Raw genomic sequence first — 15,044 nt, forward strand, 5'->3', positions numbered from 1 at the left:
CGTCCCAGGGGACGGCGGCCTTCGATCGAGCCGTGCGGAGGTACGTCAGCCCGTCACGGTGAACGGGGTCGACGCGTTGCGGTCGGAGTGGAAGGTCTCCGAGGCGATGATGCCGGTGGTGTTCGACTTCGTGATCAGGATCCAGATGCTGAAGTCGCCGTTGGCGTTCGCCCAGGCGCCGGCCCAGTCACTGGTCTTGGAGTTGCCCGCCAGACCGTTGACGTTGACCCATGCGAGAGACCCGTAACCGTGCCCGGTGACCAGGACGAACGTGCACGGGGCGCCGGAGGTCTTGTTCAGTTCCAGCCAGCGGCGCTGCACGGTGACCGAGGCCAGCGCGCTGTTGCTGCCGTCGCTCAGCTTGAGCTTGTACGTGCCCTCGCCCACGTTGCCCGCGATCGTCACGTTGCCGGCGAGCGTGCCGTCGGCGGCGATGGTGATCGGGCCGGAGGTGACCCGGGCCGTGCTGCACGCCGAGCCGTCGGCCGCGCACAGGGATGCGGTGGCGGAGCCGTTCGGGGTCCAGTTGTTGCCGGAGACCGCGACGGAACCACCGGCGTGCGTGGCCGCGGGCGACGCCGACAGGGTGGCCGGCAGGGCCGCGCCGATGGTGAACGGCAGCGCGAAGCCGGTGGCCTCGTCGACGCCCTCGGTGATCCAGACCGCGGTGATGCTCGGGTCGCTCACCACGAAGTCCGGGATGGTGACCGTGCCGTCGGCCGCCGAGTCGGCGTACGCGGCGGTCTCGTCCAGCACGTAGCCGGTCGCGGTCTGACCGCGGGCGATGACCGTGAGGTTCGGGTTGAAGTTCTTGCCGCTCACCGTGACCGTGGTGCCCACGGGGCCGCGGTTCGGGCTGAGCGTGGCCTGCCGGGCGACCGCGTTGATCTTGACCGGGGTGACGGCTTCGCCGGCGCCGACCTTGACCTTGAGCTTGTAGTTGCCGGTCGGCACGGTCGCGACGGTGTTGATGTTGCCGGACAGCGCGCCATTGGCCACGACCAGGCTGTTCGCCGCGATCTTGGTCGCGTCGCAGGCGGCGCCGTTGGCGTCGCACAACTGGACCGACGGGGTGCCCGCAGCCCAGTTGCTGCCGGTCAGCGCGACCTGCGAACCCGCGTTGAACTCACCGGGGTTCGCGCTGAGGGTGGGCGCTCCCTGCGAGGGACCGTCCACGGTGAGGGTGCGCGAGACCGCGATGGGGTTGATCGGCGAGCACTTGGTCTCGACCGTCTGCCCGACCGCCGTGGTCCAGGTCGAGTAGATGTCCGGGGTCAGGTTGACCTGGCCGGCCTGGGTCAGGGTGAAATTGCCGACCGGGTTGCTCAGGATCAGGTCCTGGCCGGGCAGCGCCTCGGGGTTGATCTTCGGTCCCTGGATGGCGAAGTTGCCGGTCTGCGCGCCCGTCAACTTCACCGTGCCGACCGGGTAGGTCGAGTCCTTCGGCACCTTGCCGACGACCGGGATCGAGGTCGGGGCCTTGGGGTAGAGCTTCCACTGCCATTCGACCGAGACGACGTCGCCCACCTGGTAGGTGCTCTTGGCGGGGGTGACCACCAGGTCGATCTTGACGTTGCCGTCCGGCGGCGTCGAGTACGGGTTGGTGCAGTGCGTCGCGTAGTCGACGGTGGCGGCCTGGGCCGAGGGAGCGAGGACGAGGGCGCCGGTGCTTGCGACGGCGCCGACGGCTGCGACCGCGATCAGTCTGCGCGGAGCGATTCTTCGCATTCGGGACACGTTTCTCCTAGCCGGGTGGGAGGTGCCTGGTGGCTCGTGGTGCAAGAGAGTCCGCTTCTCCCGTGTACGCCCGGAGGACGACATTCGTCGCCCACTGCGCCCGTTGCCCGTCGACGACGGTTGTCTGGAGCGTTGGCCGAGTGCTGGGTGAAATGGCCGGGATGGCGAACTCCGAACGTTGCCGGTCCGCCCGAACATCTAGCGAATAAAGGCACAGGAAGCAATGCGTAAAACGCGGTGATCTTGGTGTCACGTGTCACCATGATCAACTTTGATAAACCTGCTCCGACCTCCTGTTTTTGAGCTTGACCGAGTCAATAGGAGCGTTGTTCGATTCACGATCGCTGCCCAGTGACTTCATCTACAAAACCGTATTGACTTCTTCCGCTTGCACAGTTTCACTCTTGGCTGTGCCGGAGGGCCCCAAGCGTGGGGAAGAAGCGGGCCCGCCCCGGATCCCGATAGCCAGGTCGCGTCGGTCGGCTCTGTGCAGTGCCGACCGGCTTGTTCGGGATGCCACCGGTTGCTCCACCGTTTTCGCCTGCGGCGTGCAGGCCGGGAAGAACGTGCGCCACCACCAGGTACTCGGAAGCGATGAAAAGGAGCTCCACCATGTCCCGTTCCAAGCTGGCCGGCGCCGGTATCGCGTGTTCGGCCGCGGCCTTCGCCGCCGTCATGGCGCTGTCCGGGACCGCGAACGCGGTTCCCGATTCCCGCAGTGTGACCCTCACCTGCAAGGACAGCACCGGTACCACCTGGACCACCGGCGGCACCGGCACGCTGACTTCCAGTGACCCGGGTGGCACGGCGGCGCAGAAGATGAAGCTCATCTCGCCGCTGACCGCGCCGCAGAACATTCCGGCGAACTCGCTGACCACCACCATCCGCACCATCCAGACCGGTGCGGGCGCGGGCACGGTTCGCGACTTCACCGGCACGGTCAACCTGCCGATGAACACCGGCAACCCGATCAACCTGGGTCCGGTGGCCGGTACTTCGCGACTGGCTGCGGGCACCACCGTGCGTCTGAAGGACACCTCGGCCGGCGCGCCCAGCGCGTCGAACTGGTCGGTCCTGATCACCACGAGCATCTCCGGCAGCCCGGTCAGCATCTGGTGTGCCGGCAAGCAGGACCCGGCCTCGGCCGACTACTCGTTCTGATCGATCCGGGCCGGGCCCCGCCTTGGGGGGATCCGGGCCGGAACGTCATGACGTCTCGCGCCTGCCCGGGCGGCCTCGTGCCGCCCGGGCAGGCGTACGTCTGTCCGGATGGCGGAGTCACGAGAGCCGGTATGGGCGGAACGGGGAGGCCCGTCGAGCGGAGCTCTCGGTCTGCCCGGAAACCTTTCGGTGATCCGAGCAATGGACGAGATGCGATCCGATATCGGTGTCACGTGTCACCCGGATCGAATTCCATAAGCTCGCACCTGCATTTCCTGTTCGATTCCTTCCCGAGCCCCGGGGAATTGAAACCGCGTTGACTTTTTCCCACCCGACGGTTTGACTCGGACCTGCCGAGGGGCCCCGAAGCGTGGGGTGGAGTGGCCCTGTCATCGGTACCCGTCCGCCCGGTGATGGTGGGCGCGTTTTTTGCGCGCGGGCCGAAGTCGGCGTACGGGGTTCAGGTCTTCGAAACCCGATGGAGAAGGAGTTTCCTCATGACTCGAACCAGGTTCGCGTCCGCCGGCATCGCGTGTGGGGTCACCGCGTTCGCTGCCTCCGCGGCATTATCCGGCACGGCCCAGGCGGCGCCCCCGGAGTCCCGGGGAATGATCCTTACCTGCCAGGACAGCGGGGGAACCACCTGGGCGACGAACGGCGCAGGCACACTGATGTCGGCGCCCCCTGTTCCGGGTACCTCGGGGCCCCAACGGATGAAGGTGTCGACACCGATCAGCACGCCCGTGTCGATCCCGGTCAATTCTCTGGCCACCACGATTCGTACGGTGCAGACGAGCGGTGCCTCGGCAGGAACGGCATGGAACTTCTCGGGAACGAACCATGTACCGATGAATGTGGGAAACCCCGTTCAGTTGGGCCCGGTGCCGACCTCGTCCACACTGCCCACCGGCACCAAGGTGCGCCTCGTGGACACCTCGGGCGCGGCACCCAGTGCCACGAACTGGTCCGTGCAGATCGAGTCGCACCTCGGCGGAGTGACGGTCTTCGTCTACTGTGCGGGCGCACAGGCCCCTGGGACGGACGACTTCACCTTCTGATCCACAGGATCAAAAGGACACCGGAACCATCGACTTCGCTTTCCGTCGAGGATTGATTTCCAAACGTCTCCCCGAGGCCGCCACTCCCCGGGGAGACGTTTGTTTTTCCGGGAATTCCTTCGATACTCACGTTAAGTAATCGCGCCTGTATAGTGACGCGTGTCACCATGATCAAATATATGTATTTGGTGATCATGAGGATTGGAGAAGCGCTCTCGGTCGATATGGTTGGAAGCTTCTCGAAGATCACTTGAGTTCGTATACACGGACATTAGGCATTGACTTCTTTTCTTGCTCCCGCTTCACTCTCCCTGTGCCGGAAGGCCCGAGGCCGAAGCAATGCGGGCCCTTCGCGGTATGGCTTGCGTCGGCGTTCCCGTCGATGTCGAGTTGCCGGCCGGCAGTACCAGCGTCTTGCCTGCTTCAGGTAGTCGGGCGAGCACGTGACCATTCGGAAAGCCGTGAAAGGAGCACCACCCCTCATGTCTCGTTCCAAAGTCGCAACGGTCGGCATCGCCTGTACGGCGGGTGCCTTCGCGGCCGTGATGGCCATGTCGGGCACCGCCAACGCGCTTCCGCCGGAGTCGCGCGGCGTGCATCTGACGTGTGTCGACATCAACACCAACATCACGTACTCCACCAATGGGGCGGGCACGCTGGCCTCCAGTGACCCGGGTTCGCCGAACCCGCAGAAGATGAAGCTCACCTCGTCGATCCAGGCTCCGCTCAAGATTCCGGCGAACTCGCTGACGACCACGATTCGTACGGTCACCAGTGCGTCGGTGGCGTGGAACTTCTCCGGGACCATCAACCTGCCGATGAACGCGATGGACCCGATCACGCTCGGCCCGGTCCCAGCGGCTTCGCGACTGCCCAGCGGCACCTCGGTCCGTCTGCTCGACACCAGCAGCGCCGCGCCGAGTGCGACGAACTACTCGGTGCGCATCCAGGCGACCTTCGCGGGCACGCCGGCCGACATCCGTTGCGCCGGGAGCCAGGACGCCGGCACGGCGAACTTCACCTTCTGATCCGCCCGGCTCTCGACCAGGGAGCCGGAGCGCTCGGAATCGGGTGGGCCAAGCGCCCGTTGCGGCGGCCTTCGGGCCGCCGCAACGGGCGCTTCCCACATGCCGGTTCCGCCGACAGTCCAAGCGGCTACCGATCCGGTGAGCGCCCGGGATGCACGCGCGTCGGCCCCGGTTACCCGAATCCGGGTACCGGGGCCGACGTGTGTGGTGCGACGAGAGCGGCTACTTGACCGTGATGCCGGCCATGCCGAGCTTGTCGAACTTGAAGCTCGTGTCGATCTCGACCGCCGTGATGCCGGTGGTCTTCTTGCTGGTCACCAGGATCCACGAGCTGAACTTGCCGTTGCGGTCGGTCCAGGCGAGGCCGAAGTTGAAGGTCGGGTTGGCGCCCTCGACGCCCGCGAGGGCGATCAGGGTGTTCGGGGTGAAGTTCTCGCCCGACACCTTCACGAACGTCCACGGACGGACCGTGCTCTTGCTCAGCGTCACCTTGCGCTGCACGACCGGGACGTCGGCCTTCTTGACCGTCAGCGGCGTGGACGCGGTGCGACTGCCGTCGGTGACCTGGACGCTGTACGCGCCGTCCGCGGTGCCGGGGGCCACCGTCACGCCGCCGGAGAGCACGCCGTCGGCGCCGATCCGCAGGCTGTTGGCGGAGATGCCCGCCGGGTTGCACGCGGTGCCGTCCGCGGCGCACAGGGAGGGCGTGGCGGTGCCGCCCTTGGTCCAGTTGGTACCGGCGAGCACGGTCTCCTTGCCGGCCTCCACGGTGCCGGGGGACGCGCTCAGGGTGGCCGTCTCCGGCGTGCTCTGCACGGCGATGCTCTGCGCGACGCCGGAGCCGCCGGTGACCGCGCACGGCGTGGTGAAGTTGCCGTAGGGCGTCACCGTGGCGGTGGTGGTCTTGGTCGGGGTCAGGTCGACCGTGCCGGTCGCGGTCGCCGGGATCTGCAGCTTGACCGTGAACGGCGGGCTTTGGATCGGCGTGTTCGCCGGGATGTCGATCGTGGTCTCGGCTCCGGCGAGGGTGACCGAGCCGGTGGCTCCGCCGGACAGGGCGAAGTCGATCGACGGCGTCATCTTGATGCCCTTGAGCGCGGCGGGGCTGGTGGCCGGGCTCGCGCCGAGGGTGATCTTCAGGTCGACCGTCTCGCCGGGCTTGGCGGTGGTCGGCCCGTCCACCGTCACCGACATCGGACCGGTCTTCTCGCCCTGGCCCAGCGGCAGCGAACACGTGACGGTCGGCGTCGCGGTGCCGGCGAGGGCGGCGGGGGCTGCGGCGAGGAAGCCGGTGATCGCCAGCGTGCCGACGCCGAGTCCGGCGGCCAGGCGCATGGTGCGTTGCTTCATGGGGTGCTGCTCCCTGTCCTGCGTTCCTTGCCGGCGGCGGGCGTTGGCGTCGCGTCGGCGGCATGGGGGCGGATACGCGCGTGGTAAGTGGAACGTGTTACAGAAGTGGGGCGGGTCACATTGATGCGCTTTCATCCGGCGAAGTCAAGAGGCGCGAACGGCGCATGTGACCGGCGGGTGTGTCTTCGCCGGGGCGTTGACCTGCACTGACACGTGTCGTCTCGAACTGGTGGAACAAGTTCCACTTGTCCCGCGGGTGGGCCGGTCGCGGAAATGCGAACGGGGCGCCCACCGGCACCTCGGAAGGTGTCGGTGGGCGCCCCGGGGCAGGGCTGATGCGCCGTCAGGAGACGGTGAGCGTCAGGGTTCCCGTGTAGGTGCCGGCCGCCTGGTACGCCGGGATCGCGAGCGACAGGCCCGCGTTCGCGGTGAATACGCCACCGGTCTTGTGTGCCGGGTCCGTGGACGCCGCCGAGCTGCACAGCAGCCCGCCGTTGACCGTGCCCGCCGAGCCGGTCACGACCTGGCTCGCCGAGTTCGGCTCGGCCACGCACCGAGGTGTCCAGGACAGCGCGGACGCGGGCAGCGAGTTGCCGCCCTCGGCCTTGAAGTCCGAGACGGAACCGGTGAGTTGCCAGCCCAGCGTGCCCTTGCGGGCGTCGGTGACGGTGACCGCGTTCAGCGAGCCCGTCATCGACTGGTCGTGGTTCGCGAACGGGACGTCCGCGAGCACGACGCCGTTGCCGGCCTGGACGATCGACAGCGTCCCCGGCTCCTCGCCGGGACCGCCGCCACCCTCGAAGGTGAACGCGGCGAGTGCCATCTTGTTGCGGTCGTTCTTCTCGGACGCCCGGATCTGGGTGGTACCGGGCTTGCTCACGGTCAGATCGACGGCGAACGTGCCGTCCGCAGCCGCGGTGGCCTCCACCGTGTCACCGGTCGCGCCGAGGCCGGCGTCCAGGGTCTCCAGCACGACGGTCGCGCCGGGGGTGAAGTTCTTCCCCGTCACATGCGCCTTCGTGCCCGAGGGGCCCCGGTCCGGGGTGGCGGTGATCTCGCGCGGCAGGACGACCGCGGAGGTGACCGTGATCGGTGCGGTGAGCGAGGTGACTCCGACGCTGACCTTGACCAGGTAATTGCCCGGCTTCACCTGCCCGGCGAGGGTGGCCTGCGCGGTGAGCGCACCGCCCTGTGCCACCGAGCCGGACCCGGCGACGAACGCCGAGCCGGTGCAGCCCGAACCGTCCTCCGCGCACAGCTGGACCTGCGGGTTGCCCTGGCCGGTCGGCCAGTTCGCCCCGGACAGCTTCATGACGTCACCCGGCTTGAGCAGATTCTGATCCACGATCAGATTTGCCTGGGCGGGTTGGCCGACCGAGATCGAGTGCGAGACCACCGGAGTTGCGACGGGTACGCCGCTCGACGAGATGGTGATGACCTTCAAGCCGTATCCGGCGGGCGCCAGATCGATGCGGCCCGCCTTGGCGATCTTGAAGGTGCCCTTCATGTCGCCGACCTTGAGCACCTCGCCGCCCGGAGTGGCCGGGTTGCCCTTGGGCCCACTGACCGACACGTCGCCGGTCTGCGCGCCGGAGAGCTTCACGGTACCGCTGGGCGTCACCGTGTCCTTGAGCGCGACCACCCAGCTGGAGGGGTTGCGCGGGTGGCCGATCCACTTCCAGCCGACGGTGACCTCGTCGCCGATCTCGTACCACGGCTTGACCGGGCTCACGGACAGCGCGACCTCGGGCTGCCAGTCGAAGTCCGGGCCGTTGCCCCAGGCGGGCGTGTAGCGCACGCCGTACTTGACCGGCTCGGAGTGCCGCAGCGCGTCCTTGACGACGGAGACCGGCACGAGGACCGAAGCGGAACCCGAGGTGATCCGGACCTGGCGTACGCCGTCCGACAGACCGGCGGCGACCTTGACCTGGCCGAGCAGCTTTCCGGAGGCGTCGACGGTGAGGGTGGAGCCCGACGCCCCTTCCGCCGCACAGGCGTTGCCGTTCAGGTCGCACAGTTCGACGTTGACGCCGCCTGGGCCGATCGGCCAGTTCTCCCCGGTCACGTCGATGGTCGCGCCCGGCCGGACCACGTTCCAGCTCAATGCCACGGTGGCCGGCTTGACCGCGCCGTCCACCGCGAGCGTCGCGCCCACGCCCGGCGTGCCGTTCGGCGTGCACGGCGTGTCCCAGCTGCCGAACATGTTCGCGGTGCTCGTGTAGCCGCCGGGAGAGAGTTTGAGCTCGCCCGGCTTGGCGATCTTCAACTTGCCCGTCATGGTCGACAGCCACAGCTTCTCGCCGCCGGGGGTCTGCGCGTTCTTCTGCGGACCCTCCATGGCGATCTCGCCGCCCTGCGCGCCGGAGACCAGGACCTTGCCCCGAGGCTTGACCGCATCCGCGTTGACGGTCACGGAGGAAGGGTTCTTCGCCGCGTCCTTCCAGGTCCAGGTGACGGTGACCTCGTCGCCCACGTTGTACTTCGGCTTGACCGGATCCACGGTCAGGTCGACCTGGGCGTCGAAGTCGAACGGACCACCACCGATGCTCGGCGGCACACAGTGCACGTTGTACGTCACAGGAGCCGCGCTCGCGGACTGTGCCCCCGCGCCCACCCCCAGGGCACCGGCCACGAGGGCGGTACCGAGCACGCCGGCCACGCGCTTGTTGCGGAATCTGGACCCAGTGCTTTCCCTGGTTCTTGGTCTGAGCATGTGGTGCTGTCCCTCCTCGGGATGCCTGCCTGGCCCGCCGGGGGAGCGGGCAGTCGAACACCACACCGGGACCGGTCCGCCGCCGTCGGTGACCCGCACGGCGCGGGACGGTCGATTCGGTGCCGTGCGCCGATTCGACGTCGGCGGGGTGACACCCGACCCCACCGGTGTCACCCGGTCGTTCCTGCTGATGCCACTCCTGAAACCTGTTCCAGAAAACAGCGCCTCCCATTGAGCCTGGGGGCGTTTGCGAAGTCAACAGCGGAACGCGATCCGGCGGCAACGATTTGTATGCGGAGCGGCCGGGCGTTCGACGGGTGGGAATGGGCGAAGGGACGCCCACCGGACAGTGAGGGTATGCGGCGGACGCCCCGTGCCGATGAACCGATGCCTCGGAAGTTGTCGGCGGGAGTCGTCTCGCCGGCCTGCGTGGCGAAGTCGGTGATCGAACCCGTCAGCGTCCACCCGGCGTTGCCGCCCGCAGGTCGGTCGCGGTGACCGTGTCGAGCTTGCCGGTCATCGTCTGGTCCTGTGCGCTCACGCCGACCTCACGGTGTCGGCCGGCTCGACCTTGCCGGTCGGATTGCCGGACGCGTCCACGGCGAGCGTGGACGAGGCGATTCCGGCGGCCCCGCCGTCCAGCGTCGCGGTCACCGCGCCGGGTGCGAACCTGTGTTGTGGAACGTGTTGCAGAAATCGTGCGTGATCATTCCGCTTCACGGCGATCACAAAGTCAAGGGATTCGGGTGTGGAAACGAGAGGACGCCCTCCTCGCACGATGCGAGGAGGGCGTCCCGGTCTCCGACGGTGACTCAGCTCAGACTGAGCGTCAGATTCCCGGTGTAGGTGTCGGAGCGCGAGCCGCCGGGGAGCGACAGGTTCAACAGGGCGTTCGCCTCGAACGCCCCGCCGGTGACCGCGCCGGTGCTCGGGTTCTGCCGACACAGCACCTCGGCGCTGCCGCCGACCGTGCCGGGCACACCGGTGCCGACGGTGGCGGGCGGGCCCTCCACGGTCGTGCAGGCGGGGATCCAGGTGAGCCGCTGGGCGGGGACGATCTCGCCGCCCTGGCCGACGAAGTCACTGGCCTGCGCGGTCAGCGTCCAGCCGAGCGTGCTGCCGCGCCGATCCAGGATGGACACCGGGTTCAGCCGGCCCTCCAACTGCTGGGTGCCGTCGCTGGGTTGGAACTGCGGCATGGTCACGCCGGCCGAGTCCTGGCGCATGAACAACGGTCCGGCCACGGTGTCCACGGGAGTCTGCGGCACCTGACCGGTGGGCGGCGGCGGTGGAATGGGCGGGGCGCTCGGCGGGGGCGAGCCGGCCCCGGTGGACGGCCCCGGGGTGGCGCCGGCACCGCCGAGTGTGGGGTCGCCGACGGCGCCCACCGAGCCGGCGGTCGGATCGGTCGTGGCGCCGCCGGGAGGTGGGGTGGTGGACGTGCCGGGAGTACTGCCGGTGCCCGCCGAGCCACCACCGGCCGAGCTGCCGCCCGCGCTCTGGCCCGCGCTCTGGCCCGGGGTCTGGGTCGTGCCGACCTGGAGGCTCGCCGACACCGGCAGCCGGTCCGGGTGGACCGGGGTGCAGGGCGAGTCCCGGAAGAGGGTCTGTTTGAGTACGTACGCGCCCGGCGCGAGGTCGATCCGGCCCTCGGCGGCGATGGTGAACCGGCCGGTCATGTCCGCGACCGGGAGCGGTTGGGAGCCGCCGACCCTCGGATGCTTCGCGGGACCGGTGAGCTCGATGTCGCCGACCTGCGCGTTGGAGAGCTTGACCGTGGCGTTCGGCGTCTCGGCGTCGGCGAATACGTCGGTCCAGGTCCACGGGTTGCGTGGTGGCGTGGCCCAATGCCAGGTGACGGTCACCTCCTCGCCGACCTTGTACGTGCCCTGCTTGGGGGCCGACACGGACAGCTCGATCCTGGGCTTCCAGGTGAAGTCGGGACCGCCTGCGAGCGGCGGTCGGCAACTCACCTCGTGCTCCACGGGCGCCGCCTGGGCCCCGGGGGCGACCGCCGTGAGACCTGCCGCGCCGGCGGCGAGCACGCCTGCCCCCAGCATCGCGAACAGCCTCCTGCGGGGTGGAACCATGCGTGGGACGCTCCCTTCCCTGTTCTTCGTTCCTCGGCTTCGGCCGGCCCCGGCGCTTTCGGCTCCGGGGTGGCCTGAAACGTGTTCCATAAATGGGCCAAATGCCCATTGATTCCGCTCGCCTGACGTGGTGTCAAGAGGTCCGAGCCGGCTGTGACGGGTTCGGGAAGCACCGGTACGGAGCGTCGTCGTCGACGCGGCCGAGCGTCACGGTCGTGGTGATCGGGTGTGCCCGGGCCCGCATCCCCGGCCGTTCCGACGGACCCGTCGTGCGTCGCCGCGAGGGCGGGCCCGGGTTTCGGTTCGCCCGTGACGGGCGGCGGTGCATCGGCGGCCGGGCGGGGGGCCGCCGTGGTGCTTCCGGGCTCGTCGGCCCCGGTGTTCCGCCCCCAGGACCAGCCGCGCGGAGTATCCGCCGGGGCTCCTGGGGTTCGCCCGGAGTTTCACTGTTTGCAGGCTTTTCGTGCGGCACTTGCCCGCGACACGTGTCGAGTTTGTGGGGACCTGGCAACCGCCTTGTCGACAGAGTGATTTCGCTGGTCCGCGCGATATGGAACCGTGTCCGGCGGATGCGTATTTTCTGCTTTTCGCTGTTGTCCGCTCATGCCACTTGTCGTACCGTCACCCGAAGATCTGACGTGACATCAAGTACTGGAACAGTCTCGATGTCTCCCGGATGCGCCAAGGGAAGCCCCCTCCAGGGAACGCGAGGCGTGTCCCACCGGTGCTTGCGTGGTCCGGTTTCCCGCCCGGTCCGCGCCTCGAAAGGGGGAAGTCGGGTGTGGCGACCGCGTGTACCCGATGCGTCGGGGCGCGTGCCGGGTCGGTGCAGGCCGACACGCCGGAACGGCCCTGCTGAGCGCGCGCCGCTCCGGCCGTTTCGATCAGGACTTCTCGACGAGCAAGAGATCCCCCCGAAGGGAGAACCACCGTATGGTCAGGCCCTATAAGCGAACCGCGGGCGGCTTGGCGGCGTTCGCCGTCATGGCGGGCGGCATGCTGGCGTTCGCGCCGCAGGCCGCCGCCGCGCCGGTCACCACGCAGGTGAAGTGCGAGTTCACCGACGCCCTGGTCATCCAGGCGATGGACAACAAGACGTCGGTTTCCGGCGCGCAGCCGTTCACGATCACCGGCCCGGCCGACTCGACGCCCGGCAAGTCGATCCAACTCGCCATCGACCCGGGCCCCAGCCCCGCGTCGTCCCCGCTCAAGGCCCCCATCAAGATCACTCCCACGGTCGTCTTCGACGCGAAGTCCGACGGTGGGACCGCGACGCTGACGGCGGTGGGCGCGACCACCACCATGACGGTGGAGGCGAAGGCCGGGATCGACGTCCCGAAGTTCAACGCCAACGTGCAGTTGCCGAGCAATGCCAAGGGCAAGGTCGAGCTGAGCCCCAAGAAGTTCCAGCTGAAGATCGAGGTCATCGAACCGCCGCTGGAGTTCACGGTGCCCTGCACCATGACCTCGACGGCGGTGGCCTACTCGGTCACCACCCCGGCTGCCTCGACGAGCGGCGGCTCGACCTCGGGCTCGACCTCGGGCTCGACCTCGGGTTCCACGTCGGGCTCGACCTCGGGCTCCACGGGCGGTACCACCTCGGACACGACGGCGGGCTCGACCACCGGCTCGGGCACGCTGCCCAAGACCGGTCCGCTGGACGACGCGCTCTCGATGGGCCTGCTCGGTGGGACCGTCGGGCTGCTCGGCGTCGGCGGGGTGCTGCTCGCGACCCGTCGGGTGCGGTCCTCGCGAAACGCCTGACCCAGGTCTGCGGACGGTCGGCCTTCCGGCTCGGGAGGCCGACCGCGGCGCTTACCGACGGCTATTGACTATGCGGCGCGATCGCGCGTGAATGGCACGCCAGAATCTGTAACAGGTTTCAATTCTCAGCACATGATCCGTGTCCCGCAAGGGATCCACGGACAGTGAGTCGGCCGCCTCGCTCGCGTGCAACGGAACTCGAGCGAGGCGACCGCCCCAGGTACGGCACCGGAGCGCCGGGCCCACGGTAGTGCGACGCTCCTCGGCACCCGCTCCGGTGTGGTGTTCGACCACCCCGCTCCCGGCGGCCGGTGGTAACCCCTGAAGGGAGCAGCACCACAATGTTCAAACCCAGCAAGAAGGTCGTCGCGTCGTTCGGCGTCGCGATGGTCGCGGGTACCGCGGGACTGGTTGCGGGAGCGCCGTCGGCATATGCCGGGTCGGTCAACCCCGACCTGGTGTGCACCGAGCCGATTCTGAACTGGAACAAGACCGGTAAGCAGACGTTCGACGCCACCCTGACGCCGGACACCGGCAGTGCGCCCGGCACGGTGAAGATCAAGATCGACGCGGGGGAGAACCCGCTGCGTCCCGACGACAATTTCCCCGGCATCGGATTCGTCGGAAAGTACACCTTCACCCTGAGCACCGGTGGCGAAGTGACCGTGGTCGCGCCGGAGTTCACGGCGGACATCGGCCCCAACACCGGCATCAACCCGCCGGAGTTCACGGCCGACCTGGCCATCCCGCAGGCCGCGCCCGGAACGCAGATCGATCTCACGCTCAAGACGTTCGCACTGGACGTCAACGTGCCCGGTCTGCCGGCCCCCACGACCACGGCCACATGTGAAGTCACCGGCGGCAACGGCGTCATCGCGTCCTACAAGGTCGCCGACAGCACGCCGCAGGAACCGACCCTGACCACCACGCCCGGACAGGTCAAGCCCGGCGGTGCCCTCACCGTCGCCGGGACGAACTGGCCGGCCGGAACGCCCACGGTCGAACTGTGCGACGCGAGCGGCAACGCCTGCGACGCGACCAAGGTCACCGGGGCGCTCACGGTCACCGATGGTGCGCTCGCCGGCACCGCGACGATCGGCGCGACCGTCGCGGACGGCTCGTACCAGCTCAAGGTCACCGTCGGCGACAAGTCCAAGACGTCGAACGTGGCGGTCAAGGCCGATGTGCCGAGCAACCCGCGCAAGCTCACCCTGAACCCGACCCACGGGCCGGTCGGCACCGAGGTCACGGTGAACGGCGAGGGCTACACGCCGGACGCCTCCGTGTACGTGGTCCCGACCAACGCCGCCCAGCAGCCGGACGTTCCCGGCCTGGTGATGGCCAAGGCCGGTGCCGACGGCAAGTTCACCGCCAAGGTCAAGGTCAACAAGGCGGACACCACGCTGATCGCGGCATCCGAGGACACCACCGGCACGCTGTCCGCCGGTGCGCCGTTCACGGTCGACGGGGTCAACCCCCCGACCGGCTCGCTCAAGCAGGACGTCACCGGCACGATCGCCGGCGGCGCCCTGACGATCACTCAGGAGAACGCCGGGATCAAGCTTTCCGACGTGACCCTGAACGGCACCGAACAGAACATGACCGGCGCGCTGAACACGGTGACGGTCAAGGACTACCGCGGTGGCTCCACCGGTTGGACGCTGACCGGCGCGGTGACCGACTTCACCAACGGCGCGGGCGGCACCATCCCGGCGGAGAAGTTCTCCTGGACTCCGAAGCTCACGCCCGGCGAGGGCTCGCCGAGCCAGGCGGTGGCCGGTAGCGCGGGCCCGATCGGCAAGACCGGCGCCACCTTGGCCTCCGCGCCCAACGCGGATGTCACCGGTGGCACGTTCAAGGCCGACGCGGGTCTGTCCCTGGCGGTCCCGGCCTACCAGGCACCCGGCAACTACAGCGCGACGCTCACGCTCTCCATCTCCTGACCGAATTCCCCGCGCCGGATCCCTTCGGCGCGGGGACCTCGAACGGCCTCGACACCGGGGGCTCGGGCGCCACGGAAAACCATCCGTGGCGCACGGTCCGCCGGAGCGGGCCGCTGCGGATCGACGCAGAGCGGAGGGTGGGGCGGGCAGCCGGCCCGTCCCGCCCACACCGCACACGTGCGATCCGCGCAGCGCCCAGG

At 68.7% G+C, this 15,044-nt stretch carries 10 protein-coding genes; 5 read left to right on the forward strand and 5 right to left on the reverse strand.

What is annotated here, in order from left to right; translation table 11 throughout:
- Nucleotides 1–45: 45 nt before the first annotated feature.
- The gene (locus ACZOOI_RS18170; RefSeq protein ID WP_465276856.1) at nt 46–1,728 is read right to left on the reverse strand and encodes a hypothetical protein; all 1,683 of its coding nucleotides are present in this window, start codon (nt 1,726–1,728) and stop codon (nt 46–48) included.
- 621 nt (nt 1,729–2,349) lie between these two features.
- On the opposite strand from ACZOOI_RS18170, the gene ACZOOI_RS18175 reads away from it, so the two are divergent.
- Nucleotides 2,350–2,898 carry a hypothetical protein gene (locus ACZOOI_RS18175; protein ID WP_465276857.1) on the forward strand — a complete coding sequence of 183 codons (549 nt, stop codon included), beginning with the start codon at nt 2,350–2,352 and terminating at the stop codon, nt 2,896–2,898.
- Between the two features lie 460 nt (nt 2,899–3,358).
- Here the strand turns inward: ACZOOI_RS18175 and ACZOOI_RS18180 are convergent, their stop codons facing one another.
- Nucleotides 3,359–3,658 (reverse strand): hypothetical protein, encoded by a 300-nt coding sequence (locus ACZOOI_RS18180; protein WP_465276858.1) that lies wholly within the window; start codon nt 3,656–3,658, stop codon nt 3,359–3,361.
- A gap of 88 nt (nt 3,659–3,746) precedes the next feature.
- On the opposite strand from ACZOOI_RS18180, the gene ACZOOI_RS18185 reads away from it, so the two are divergent.
- The gene (locus tag ACZOOI_RS18185; protein WP_465276859.1) at nt 3,747–3,956 is read left to right on the forward strand and encodes a hypothetical protein; all 210 of its coding nucleotides are present in this window, start codon (nt 3,747–3,749) and stop codon (nt 3,954–3,956) included.
- A gap of 482 nt (nt 3,957–4,438) precedes the next feature.
- Nucleotides 4,439–4,984, forward strand: a complete 546-nt coding sequence (locus ACZOOI_RS18190; RefSeq protein WP_465276860.1) for a hypothetical protein — start codon at nt 4,439–4,441, stop codon at nt 4,982–4,984.
- 222 nt (nt 4,985–5,206) lie between these two features.
- Here the strand turns inward: ACZOOI_RS18190 and ACZOOI_RS18195 are convergent, their stop codons facing one another.
- The 3 genes from ACZOOI_RS18195 to ACZOOI_RS18205 form a co-directional block, all read right to left on the reverse strand.
- Complete coding sequence (locus ACZOOI_RS18195) at nt 5,207–6,334, reverse strand: hypothetical protein (protein ID WP_465276861.1); 1,128 nt, start codon at nt 6,332–6,334, stop codon at nt 5,207–5,209.
- A gap of 343 nt (nt 6,335–6,677) precedes the next feature.
- Nucleotides 6,678–9,047, reverse strand: a complete 2,370-nt coding sequence (locus tag ACZOOI_RS18200; protein ID WP_465276862.1) for a hypothetical protein — start codon at nt 9,045–9,047, stop codon at nt 6,678–6,680.
- Between the two features lie 812 nt (nt 9,048–9,859).
- Nucleotides 9,860–11,137 (reverse strand): WxL domain-containing protein, encoded by a 1,278-nt coding sequence (locus ACZOOI_RS18205; protein WP_465276863.1) that lies wholly within the window; start codon nt 11,135–11,137, stop codon nt 9,860–9,862.
- 933 nt (nt 11,138–12,070) lie between these two features.
- On the opposite strand from ACZOOI_RS18205, the gene ACZOOI_RS18210 reads away from it, so the two are divergent.
- Nucleotides 12,071–12,901, forward strand: a complete 831-nt coding sequence (locus ACZOOI_RS18210; protein ID WP_465276864.1) for a hypothetical protein — start codon at nt 12,071–12,073, stop codon at nt 12,899–12,901.
- Between the two features lie 341 nt (nt 12,902–13,242).
- A complete protein-coding gene (locus ACZOOI_RS18215; RefSeq protein ID WP_465276865.1) occupies nt 13,243–14,844 on the forward strand; it encodes a hypothetical protein in 1,602 nt (533 codons plus the stop codon).
- Nucleotides 14,845–15,044: the final 200 nt, after the last annotated feature.

Source organism: Embleya sp. L77, from assembly GCF_055557415.1.